The 11,797-nt window shown below is 32.6% G+C and carries 10 protein-coding genes; 8 read left to right on the forward strand and 2 right to left on the reverse strand.

Annotated features, from left to right (window positions below):
* Positions 1-13: 13 nt before the first annotated feature.
* Entirely contained in the window at positions 14-1,531 is a 1,518-nt protein-coding gene (locus LNP81_RS02830) for a helicase HerA-like domain-containing protein (RefSeq protein WP_230033266.1), read from the forward strand.
* A gap of 112 nt (positions 1,532-1,643) precedes the next feature.
* Here the strand turns inward: LNP81_RS02830 and LNP81_RS02835 are convergent, their stop codons facing one another.
* Positions 1,644-2,984 carry an FAD-dependent oxidoreductase gene (locus LNP81_RS02835; protein WP_230033268.1) on the reverse strand — a complete coding sequence of 447 codons (1,341 nt, stop codon included), beginning with the start codon at positions 2,982-2,984 and terminating at the stop codon, positions 1,644-1,646.
* Positions 2,985-3,462: 478 nt separating this feature from the next.
* Between LNP81_RS02835 and LNP81_RS02840 the strand changes: the two genes are divergently transcribed.
* The 7 genes from LNP81_RS02840 (at position 3,463) to LNP81_RS02870 (ending at position 9,815) form a co-directional block, all read left to right on the forward strand.
* Positions 3,463-4,056, forward strand: coding sequence for a GNAT family N-acetyltransferase (locus tag LNP81_RS02840; RefSeq protein ID WP_230033270.1), 594 nt, complete (start codon positions 3,463-3,465; stop codon positions 4,054-4,056).
* Positions 4,057-4,114: 58 nt separating this feature from the next.
* Positions 4,115-4,561: a hypothetical protein gene (locus tag LNP81_RS02845; RefSeq protein WP_230033272.1), complete on the forward strand. Its 447-nt coding sequence runs from the start codon at positions 4,115-4,117 to the stop codon at positions 4,559-4,561.
* 38 nt (positions 4,562-4,599) lie between these two features.
* Positions 4,600-5,406, forward strand: coding sequence for a helix-turn-helix domain-containing protein (locus tag LNP81_RS02850; protein WP_230033274.1), 807 nt, complete (start codon positions 4,600-4,602; stop codon positions 5,404-5,406).
* Between the two features lie 100 nt (positions 5,407-5,506).
* Positions 5,507-7,015 carry a serine hydrolase domain-containing protein gene (locus LNP81_RS02855; RefSeq protein WP_230033275.1) on the forward strand — a complete coding sequence of 503 codons (1,509 nt, stop codon included), beginning with the start codon at positions 5,507-5,509 and terminating at the stop codon, positions 7,013-7,015.
* A gap of 1 nt (position 7,016) precedes the next feature.
* Positions 7,017-7,517, forward strand: coding sequence for a nuclear transport factor 2 family protein (locus tag LNP81_RS02860; RefSeq protein ID WP_230033276.1), 501 nt, complete (start codon positions 7,017-7,019; stop codon positions 7,515-7,517).
* Positions 7,518-7,695: 178 nt separating this feature from the next.
* Positions 7,696-9,147 (forward strand): serine hydrolase, encoded by a 1,452-nt coding sequence (locus LNP81_RS02865; RefSeq protein WP_230033277.1) that lies wholly within the window; start codon positions 7,696-7,698, stop codon positions 9,145-9,147.
* A gap of 227 nt (positions 9,148-9,374) precedes the next feature.
* Positions 9,375-9,815: a hypothetical protein gene (locus tag LNP81_RS02870; RefSeq protein ID WP_230033278.1), complete on the forward strand. Its 441-nt coding sequence runs from the start codon at positions 9,375-9,377 to the stop codon at positions 9,813-9,815.
* 351 nt (positions 9,816-10,166) lie between these two features.
* On the opposite strand, the gene LNP81_RS02875 is transcribed toward LNP81_RS02870, so the two are convergent.
* Complete coding sequence (locus LNP81_RS02875; protein ID WP_230033279.1) at positions 10,167-11,675, reverse strand: RDD family protein; 1,509 nt, start codon at positions 11,673-11,675, stop codon at positions 10,167-10,169.
* Between the last annotated feature and the right edge of the window lie 122 nt (positions 11,676-11,797).

Here is an 11,797-nt window from a genome sequence, read left to right on the forward strand (position 1 = left end):
TTACAAATAAAACATGAATAAAAAAGACAATTTCATTCAAGATATAAACAATGGTTACGCTTCTAAAGGAGATAATATAATTCTGGGCGGAGCGATACTTGACGGAGAACCAATTGCTGAAGCTCATGTTAAAATTCCACTAAAAACCCTAAATCGACACGGTTTAATAGCCGGCGCAACCGGAACAGGAAAAACAAAAACAATACAGGTTTTTTCTGAGCAGTTGTCAAATGCCGGAATTCCTGTTTTAATGATGGATATAAAAGGAGATTTTAGCGGAATTGCAGAAGAAGGAAAGGAAGAAGGCTTTATTACAGAACGACATGCAAAAATAAACATCCCATACAATGTTGCTTCATTTCCGGTTGAATTGATGTCTTTATCCAAACAAAACGGAGTTCGCTTAAGAGCCACGGTTTCAGAGTTTGGTCCTGTTTTATTTTCCCGAATTTTAGATCTTAATGACACTCAGGCGGGGGTTGTTGCTGTTATTTTTAAATATTGCAATGACAACAATATGCCTTTGCTGGATTTAAAGGATATTAAAAAAGTAATCAACTATATTACTGAAGAAGGTAAAGAAGAAATATCAGCCAATTATGGCAAAATTTCTACTGCCACAACGGGAACTATTTTACGAAAAATAATAGAATTAGAACAACAGGGAGGAGATATCTTTTTTGGAGAATTATCCTTTGAAATTGATGATTTAATGCGAATTGATGAAAACGGAAAAGGATATGTTAATATCATTCGTTTGACTGATATTCAGGATAAACCAAAATTATTCTCGACTTTTATGTTGAGTTTATTGGCCGAAATTTATCAGCAAATGCCTGAAAAAGGAGATGTTTCTCAGCCAGAACTGGTCATTTTTATCGACGAAGCCCATTTGATCTTTAATGAAGCCAGCAAAGTCTTACTTGAACAAATTGAAACGATTGTAAAACTGATACGTTCTAAAGGTGTTGGTATTTATTTTGTTACTCAAAACCCTATGGACGTTCCTAGTGGTGTTTTAGCACAATTGGGTTTAAAAATTCAACATGCTTTAAGAGCTTTTACAGCAAATGATCGTCAGGCGATTAAAAAAACAGCAGACAATTATCCTTCTTCACAATATTATAAAACAGACGAATTGCTAACGAACTTAGGAATTGGAGAAGCGCTGGTTACGGCACTTAACGAAAAAGGAATTCCGACTCCGCTTGTTGCTACAATGATGCGTGCACCAATGAGCCGAATGGACGTTCTTACTTCTGATGAAATCGAAGTCATAAACAGCAAATCCAAACTGGTAAAAAAATACGCCGAAGAAATGGATCGCGAAAGCGCTTATGAAATTCTAAACAAAAAAATTGCCGATGCTGCTCAGGCCAGCGCGGAGCAAGAACAAAAAGCACCAACAAAATCATCAAAAGCTGAACCGAGTACTACAAGTGTAGTAACAAAATCAGTTTTAAAGGTAGTAACAAGTGCTACTTTTATCAGAGGTGTTTTTGGAGTTTTATCGAAAATATTCAAAAAATAAATTCAATAACAATATCAAAACTCAATTACAATATCAATGTCAAAATCAATTACAATTTTAAATTGCAAATACTATTGATTTTTGACATTGATATTGATTTTTGATATTGTAATTATTTTTGCAACAACTCCAGAATCTTATTGTCGATTTCAGTACTGTTCCAGATATTTTCGATATTATCTATTTTTAGAATTTCTTCCATAATTCCGTTTTGAAAATCGCCTATCGCCAAAGCTTCGGCATAAGGGCGATCACTAAAAGTTACACGGCTGTAAAGCGGAATCCATTTATCAGGATGTTTATCAGAAAATGCTTTTTCTATTTTCTTTTGCAATAAGAATTTTTCATCTGCTGTTTTCGTGCTCATTTCCATAAAATTTCGGTACGAAAGTTCGGCAATGGCATCAGCATTTGGTTTACGTGAAATTTGATATTCAGAGAAAATTTTCTTCCAGTCGTTTCCGTACTTTTCGATCATTTCGTTCAAAACCGTAATATCTTCAAAACCAGCATTCATACCTTGTCCGTAAAACGGAACAATAGCGTGACAAGCATCTCCAATCAAAGCAATTTTATCTTCATAAGTCCAAGGAAAACACTTCATTGTCACCAAAGTACTGGTTGGATTTTTAAAGAAATCTTCTGCCAATTTCGGAATCACTTCAATCGAATCCGGGAAGTTCTTCTCAAAGAAATCTTCTACCATTTTACGATCTGTAAGCGATGCAAAAGAATTTTCACCTTCAAAAGGCATGAATAAAGTACACGTAAAACTTCCGTCAAGATTAGGAAGCGCAATCAACATATATTCGCCTCGCGGCCAAATATGAAAAGAGTTTTTATCCAACTTATGTGTCGCATCGGCATTTGCCGGAATATTCAATTCTTTATATCCCATATTCAAAAATTCCTGCGAATAATTAAACATGCTCTGGCGTTGCATTCTGTGACGAATTCTGGAAAAAGCACCATCGGCACCAAAAACCATATCGTATTTTTTCTCCTCCCACTCGCCTCTTTCTGTTTCACCAATATGCAAAGTCGCATCGCTTAGCGTTACATCCCAGATTTTTTGTTCAAACAAAAATTCAGCTCCGGCGGCTTCAGCAAGATCAATCATTTTTCTGTTTAAAGCACCTCTGGAAATCGAATAAATCGACTCACCTTCCTGCCCGTAATTCTGAAAATTGAGTTTATCAACCAAATGAATCGCACGTTTGTCCATCGGAATCGCGATTTCACGCACCGAATCGCCAACACCAACGCCATCGAGCGCTTTCCAGCCACGGTTAGACATTGCCAGATTGATAGAACGACCCGAAAAATTAATTTTACGAATATCAGGACTACGATCATAAACATGAACGGTGTGACCTGCTTTTTTGAGATAAATTGCCAATAGTGATCCTACCAATCCAGAACCTACAACAGCAATTTTTAGTGGAGTTTGCATCAAGAAAAATCTAAATATAAGATCGTAAAAATAAGTAATAAATACACAAAAGCTTTAAAATAAACCAAATATTTAGACTTATTCGTTATAATTATTTGGGCATGACCCGCCGAAAAAAGCGGGTCGGGCTATCCGCTATATTCCCGATTAACAAAAACTACGGCTAAAAAGCCTTGTTTTTCTAAATCGGGAGATATCGCTTCTATCCCTCATGCAGCACTAGTTTTCATAACAAAATCCTGTTTTTAATGATTTATTAGAAATCCGAAAAAGATTACTTTCGCTGAAGATATAATTTCGCAAAATCGCAAAGTTTTGTTTTTTGTCAATCCTGACGAAGGAAGGATCACACACGTAACTCGACAAAGATTGGCGAATTTCTGTACGGAGTTTCTAGTGTGATCCTTCCTTCGTCAGGATGACAAGATTGCGATAAAAACTTTGTGCCCTTGCGACTTTGTGGCAAAATTCAAACTATATGAAAAGCGAGCTATTACAATCTGATATTATTTTAGAAAACGAAAAAGTACTATTACTTCCATTCGAAAACGAAAGAAACATAGAACTCAAAGAAATCATCTTCGATGATGAAATTTGGAAATTCATGGGAATGTATGTTAGAAACGATGCTGATTTCGAAAATTATATCAAAAGCACCTTAAAACAAAAAGCAGACGGAATTTGTTATCCCTTTTTAATTATAGACAAAGCGACTGATAAAGTTGCCGGAAGCACGCGTTACGGTTACCTAAACCACGCAAGCCAGAAATGCGAAATTGGCTGGACCTGGTACGGAAAAAATTTTCAGGGAACAGGTTTAAACAAAGCGTGCAAATACGAATTACTGAATTTTGGTTTCGAAAAAATTCAATTCAGGAGAATACAGTTTAGTGCTGATTTGGAGAACAAAAAATCTCAAAGAGCGATTGAGAAGCTAGGTGCTGTGAAAGAAGGTATCTTTAGAAATAATTATGTTGATTCTGAAGGAAAGAGTAAAGATGATGTTTATTATAGCGTGATTTTGGAGGAATGGGATGTTACTAAACGAACATATTTTTATGAGTTTAATTAGAAATTTATATTTTAGCTAGAAATCAAATCAATAATTACTTAAAACCAAATCTTAAAAAATGGAAACAATAAGTTTAACTGCTTCCCTAATAGGATTTGCATTTATTTGGTATGTTACGCTTATCTATCCTCCTGCACATAAAATTTTACGAGATAAAAAAAAATATAATATGCTTTTCTATTTTTCAATCTTATCTCCTTTTCTTGCCATAACTGCTTATAATAGCCAAATGTTAGAAAATAGAAAAGAAACTTCTTTCCTGTCTTTATGTCTTTTGATATTTTTAATACTTTACAAATATTTTGATAATTACATCCTTAAAAAAAATGGTCGAAATCTATATTTTAAAGTAAGATACAATTCTGTTTGGAAAGATGAAGAATCTGATAAAGTTACCACACTCGAAGAATGTTTTAATTTTATATTAATAATTTTACCACTAATTTTATGTTTTGCATTAAAGTACACCATATTAGATTTAAGAATAGAAAATTACTTTCAATAAATAACTAATCAATCTACCAAACAACATAATACCAAAATATGAACCTATATTCAGAACATTACGTAAATCAAAAAACTGAAAGGTTCGTCAATAAAATTTGGTGTCTTGATAACAGCATCGGCGAAAGCCTAATCGAAAACAAACTCGTTTTACCCAACGGTTGTTTTAATGTCGCAATTGTAAGCGGAAATGCCATAGAAGTTCATACTAGTAAAAGTAAATATGAAATGAACGAAGGATTTTACTTTTGTTCGCAAATGACCAATAAAGTTTTGGTTAATATTCAACCCAAAACAAAGGTTACGATAATTCAACTACATGCCTGGACACTTTCGATGTTTCCAGATTATGACTTGAGCAATTTTACAGATGCTATTCTTAAAATTGATGCTGCCGAATTGCCTTTCAAAAACAAAATCGAAACGGATCTAAGCAGCGATATTCTAGTATTATTAAATACAATTAATTCTTATTTTGAAGAATTAAGTATTTCGCATTCTAAAAAAAACACAATCGAAAAAATTTGCGAAATGATCAAACTTCAAAATGAAGAAATTTCGGTTTCGGAAATAGGAAAAAATCTAAATTCTTCGCAAAGGTCGCTTCAAATTAAATTTAAAACAGCAACCGGACTAACGATCAAAAATTATATTCAGATTCTAAAATTCAGAAAATCGGTCGACCAAATGGTAAACTCTGATTTAGAGAAACTAAAACTGACCGATGTTGCGCTTTACAACAAATATTTTGATCAGTCGCATTTCATCAAAAAATTCAAAGATGTGACTAAAACAACTCCAAAAATGTTCAACTCAGATTCTTATTTTCTTTCTAAGAAAAGATAGTATTTCGTATTTGTACAATTTTGTTACATTTGATTGCATTAATATTGCAAAATCATCAATCAATCAAATCAATCAATCAAATCAATCAAATCAATCAAAAATGAAAATCAACAAATCATTTTTCCAGCTAAAAGTAATTTTAGTTGGGATACTACTTCTCCAATTCCATATTGGATTTTCTCAGGAAGAAAAAAATTCAAAACTGTACAAAACCATTATGTCAAGGGACAGCCTTCTCTTTAATGTTGGTTTTAATACTTGCAATGTATCACAATTCGAAAACTTACTAAGCAATAATTTTGAATTTTATCATGATAGAGACAGTATTCAGGACAGAACTTTATTTTTAAAAAACATTAGAAAAGGCTTATGTAGCGCTACCAAAACCTATCAAGCCAGAAGAGATCTGGTTGAAGGAAGCACTGAAATTTATCCGTTAGCAAAAGGTGGCGTTCTGTACGGTGCTTTGCAAATAGGAATTCATCAGTTTTTTGAACCTACCCCAGATAAAAAAGACAAATTTGGAAGTACCGCAAGATTCACTCATCTCTGGATATTGGAAAATGGGGTTTGGAAACTGAGAAGATCTTTAAGCTACGATCACCAGAATGTTAATACTGTAGGTACAAAATCAAGCATTTTTGATAATGATCAGGAAATTGAAAAATGGCTGAAACAAAATAATGTTCCAACTCTTGGAATTGGTGTTATCAACAACGGAAAACTTCAACAAATAAAAGTATTTGGTGAACTTAAAAAAGGGGTTACAGCACCGTTTAACACTATTTGGAATGTAGCATCTTTAACCAAACCTGTAACAGCAATCGTCGCTCTGAAATTGGCAAGCTCAGGAAAACTAGATTTAGACGAACCACTTTATAAATACTGGACAGATCCGGATATCGCAAGTGATCCAAATACAAAACTTCTAACTGCAAGAATCATTTTAAGTCATCAAACCGGTTTTCCGAATTGGAGATTTATGAACGAATCCGGAAAATTAGACTTCAAATTTAAACCCGGAACAAAGTATCAATATTCCGGAGAAGGATTTGAATACTTAAGGAAAGTACTTGAAAAGAAATTCAACAAAACATTACCGCAATTAGCAGATAAATTAATTATCAAACCGCTAAAAATGACGGATACTAAATTTGTCTGGAATGATATTACCGATGTTTCGAGATATGCTATTGGTTACGACAATAAAGGAAACGCTTACGAACCTGCTAAAAATAAAACTGCAAATGCTGCTGATGATTTATTGACAACAATTGAAGATTACAGCACATTTTTATGCAGTGTAATGAACAGCGACGGATTAAGCAAAAAAGTGTTTGACGATATGACATCGCATCAGGTTGAAACTAAGAAAAACAAATATTTCGGGCTGGGTTTCGAAATCTATGATCTCGGAAATGATAATTATGCTTTATCTCACGGCGGTGCAGACAAAGGTGTGCAAACCATTGTTTTATTATTACCAAAAACCAAACAAGGCTTAGTTATTTTTACCAATGTAGATGACGGATACAAAGTTTATGAAAAAATAGTGAACCACTATTTGGGCGAAAACGGAAAGAAGATAATTGAAATTGAAACAAAATAAAATGGAAAATAATAAAACCATAACAACAATACCCATGGTAAATGTAATAGTTCTTTTTATTTTTTTCCTAAGCAGACAAGTAGCCGCACAAACCAATAGCGAAATACTAAACGAAGATCTTCTAAGAACTGAAATCATTAAGATGGATAGTTTGCTTTTTGATGTTGCATTTAACCAATGTGATGCAGCACAATTCAAAAAAATAATAGCCGATGATGTTGAGTTTTACGACGACCGCTTTGGCTTAAACGTTTCGAAAGAAAATGAAATAAAATCATTGAACGCAAAATGCAGCAGACCAGAAAAGCTAACCCGAAAACTAAATTCCTGTACTATTGACAAGTTGGGCGATTTTGGTGCGGTGCAAGTCGGCGAACATACTTTTTATATTGATGGAAAACCGGAAGGGACCGGGAAATTTATTCATATATGGGAAAGGAAAGATAAAGATTGGAAATTGAAAAGAATTGTTAGTTATGAGCATAGACCTATCAAAAAGTAATTTTTGGTTTGTGCTCTAATCTTCTCTGTAGAAGAAAAATGAAAAAATTTGATTTATCCTGAAACCTAATTAAAAATTGGTCGTCTAACTAAAAGACGCCATCTTAATCAAGAGTGATTATAAAGTTTCAATCATCAATCAAAATCGATCATTAACCATAATTAACTAATCAATCATTATGAAAAAATCAATCAAAGTAGTTGTTCTCTCTCTTTTTGCTGTAATTTTTGCTTTCAATGTTTCTTTTGCACAAGACAAAGCAAAACAAATAGATGAACTTATAAGTAAATACAATCAATACGGCCAGTTTAACGGCTCTGCACTTGTGGCAGAAAACGGAAAAGTAATTCTAAAAAAAGGATTTGGTTCTGCTAATATAGAATGGGATATTCCTAATCAGCCGGATACCAAATTTAGACTTGGTTCTATCACCAAACAATTTACAGCTTTCTTAATTGTAAAATTAGCCGAAGATGGCAAGATAAAACTAGATGTTCCTATCACCACTTATTTACCGGATTATCCAAAAGCAACGGGTGACAAAATAACGATTCATCATTTGCTTACGCATACTTCAGGGATTCCAAATTATACTTCTCTTCCTAATTTCTTTAAAGATAAAAGCCGAAACCCTTATACTCCGGAAGAATTTGTAAAAACTTTTTGGGATCTTCCATTGGAGTTTACGCCTGGCGACAAATTCAATTACAGTAATTCAGGATATTTTTTATTGGGATATATTATAGAAAAAGTTTCCGGAAAATCATACGAGCAATATTTGCAGGAAAGTATTCTGACTCCGCTAAAAATGGTTAATTCCGGTTATGACCATGCCGATGTTATTTTGAAAAACAGAGCTGCCGGTTATGAAAAAAGAGGTAAAAAAATTAGAAATGCTCCTTACCTCGACATGAGTATTCCGTATGCTGCAGGTTCATTGTATTCTACTGTCGAAGATCTTTATCTTTGGGATCAGGCGCTTTATACGAATAAGTTACTTTCATCAAAATCAATGGAATCTTTATTTAATTCTTATATCAAAACCGGACAATCATCTTATGGATATGGATGGTTTATCGAAGAAGCCGATGGAGCATCAGGAAAAGTAAAAGTTACAGAACACGGCGGCGGCATTAACGGATTTAATACTATAATTTACAGAATCCCTGAAGATAAAAATCTAATCGTTTTATTGAATAATACAGGCGGAACGGTTTTAAATGAAATCAGCCAGTCTATTCGTGCTATTTTGTACAATCAGTCTTTTAAAGCGCCTAAAATGTCGTTAGCATTTGAATTACTGGATACCTTTTCAGAACAAGGAGTTACAGGTGGTTTAAATACGTACAAAAAGCTTAAAAATGATCCTGTTTATAACATTTCTGAAGGAGAAATGAATAGAGTTGGATATGAATTGCTTCAAAACGGAAAAACGAAAGAAGCCATAGAAGTTTTCAGAATAAATGCAGAAACGTATCCAAAATCAGGAAATGCTTATGACAGTTTGGGCGAAGCTTATTTAAAAGACGGTAACAAGAATTTAGCCATTACAAACTATAAAAAATCTGTAGAACTTGATCCTTCAAATGATGAAGGTAAAAAAGCATTAGAAGAACTTCTGAAAAAATAACAACAAAAAAAAGACCAAGCCCAACAGCGGTAATCTTTATCTTACCAACTCCGATAATTCTGGTTTTAAGCCAAAATTATTGGAGTTTTTTTGTTTTAAAAGTGTTTTTCTGATTCCATATTTGGTATAAAAAAACTATTTTAGCGCTGCCCAAAAAAAAATAATTCCAAACCCAAATCAACCTGATTTACAACTTTTAAAGCTGTAGACACTATTTATTTAAACCTATGAAAAAATTAAAGATGCAACTTTTAGTATCATTACTATGCCTGTTTATTCCAATCATTGGTAATTCTCAAACAGCTGACAAAACAGTTCCAATGCCTACTCAACAAAACAAAATTATCATTGACAAAATTGTTGAAGCGGCTCATTACAAAAACTATGTAATTGATTTTTGTCTCGAAACCATAAACGAAGCTGCCCTTAAAGAAAAGTGGAACGACCAAAAAACGGTCGAAATAACTGAAACCATTAATTACAAAAATTTCAGGGACGCTGTTTATAATATGTTTGCGTTTTACAACGAAATAGAATTAGAAACACTTTTAAAAACATACAAACAAGATACTGCTTATCAAGCTTCAAACGTCATGATTGCCAATGATGCTCTTGGTTATAACCTGGAGATATTTGCTAATGATATTGTTAGGGGGAAGTATAAGTAAAGGAAGGTTCTGAGGGGCTAAGATGCTAAGGTTCTAAGTTTTTTTAGGTTCTGAGGCGCTAAGTTGCTGAGATTCTAAGGTTTTTTTTAAAGAAAGTTCAAAGTTGCAAAGGCTCAAAGGGACAAACGTTTTTTTTTAATTCTTTTCATATAAAACATCTCCAATCATTATCATCCCGAAACGATGGATGCGAAAAATGCTTAAATACACTGTAATAAACTTTTTGCTAAAGTTCCTTACAATCTACACTTTTGTCCTTTTCAGCAAAAACTTTGCGATTTTTTGCGAATCCCGATAGCGATTGGAATCGAGCTCTTTGCGGTAAACTATTAGATTAAAAATTAAATCTCACTATTTCATCAAAATAACTTTAGCTTCGTTTTGATCTTTTGTACCAGATATCTCGTAAATAAACTGCTTGTTTAGGCTATCATTAATTAAAACTTGTATTTTATAATGTGTAAAATCCTTTCCTTCTCCCCGGAGATAAATTGGAGCATAATCATCAAATTCCACAGGAAGACCATCCATATTCCAACTCACTTTTTTGTCTTCTGATTTTATTGAAACAAGCTCAGCAGGAATACCATAGTTAAATAACCTCAATATTAACATGTTTTCATTACGAGTAAAGTTTGGTTGTCGTAAAACCTTTAAATTAGGAGAATTCAACTCTAAAACATCTTCAATGTATTTCCCTTTTAATGCAGGAATTTCAGATATTCCTAAAAAAGTTTTTTTATCGTTTTCGTAATAATCAGGAGAATGCTTAAAATCTGTTAAAATCATTCTTTGCAAATCTGTTCTTTTTATTTTACCTCTTCTCAATCTATCCTTAGATTTTGCATAAGCTTTGTCAACATATGCAACTTCACCTTCATCTTGAAGATACAAGATTGAATACTCAATACTTGCATTAGAAACATTCTCGATTTTTAAAAATGTTTTAAAACTATAAACATTAGTTGGTAATTGCAATATGGTATTGGTATCAATAGTTTTTAAGGATTCTAATATTTCTGCATTTTTTTCTTTAAGAACTTTATTCGAATATTCTAAATCTGCGTCTTTTTTTATTTTAGCCTCCAAATAACTCATAGAAGCTACAACAATCACAGATAATGGAATTAATAACAAATAATACTTTCCCTTAACACCTGTTTGTTTTTCTTTATAAACTACTGTATTAGAAACGGAATCATGCCAATTTGCTTTTGCTAAAAAAGAAAGCGGATCAAACGGAATATTCCTGCTCAACGATCTTTTAAAAATAGTTAAAGTAGATCCTTTCAAACCTTGTTTGTTTACTACTCTACTTTCCGTTAAAAACTTCGAAGGTGTTGCCTGAAAAAGGCTTTCAAATACAAAATAAAAAAGGGTTCCAAAAAAAATAACGACAATTGTTAGAAGAATTTGTTGACTAAATAACATTTCGATACTTCTAAAAATTGAATCAAATCCTTTTATATGTGCAAAAATAAATAAGAATTGAAAACCGATTATTCCAAAAATTAAAGAATCAAAAATAAAATGAAATAAACGCTGCCAATTATCAGGTTTAAAATAAGATACTTCTGTAGTCCATGTTCGAACAAGAGTTTTATCATCAATTACCTTTAATTTATTCAGATAAATAATGCTTTTGTAGAAACAATAAAACATAAAAATTCGCAATCCTATCAAAACGATGCTATAGAAATATTGTATCAAAGCAAGCTCTTGTTCTGGCTGAAAAAGAAAATAAAAATGTAGTAAAATAAAATAACAGTTACCTGCTAATAAAACGGAAAAAACGAAACGTAAAATTCGTGTTTCTTTTTCTTTCGAGATATAGAAAACAATAGCACCAATAAAAAGCAAAATATTAAAAAGTAATTTCCAGGAATTACCGCTTATCCAAAAGACATTTTCCTGAATAAGTAATATATCACATTTAAGCTGATCTAATATAAAAGAAAATGTTCTATTATAACCTGCAAAAA

It is taken from the genome of Flavobacterium piscisymbiosum (genome assembly GCF_020905295.1).
GTDB classification, from domain to species: Bacteria; Bacteroidota; Bacteroidia; order Flavobacteriales; family Flavobacteriaceae; genus Flavobacterium; species Flavobacterium piscisymbiosum.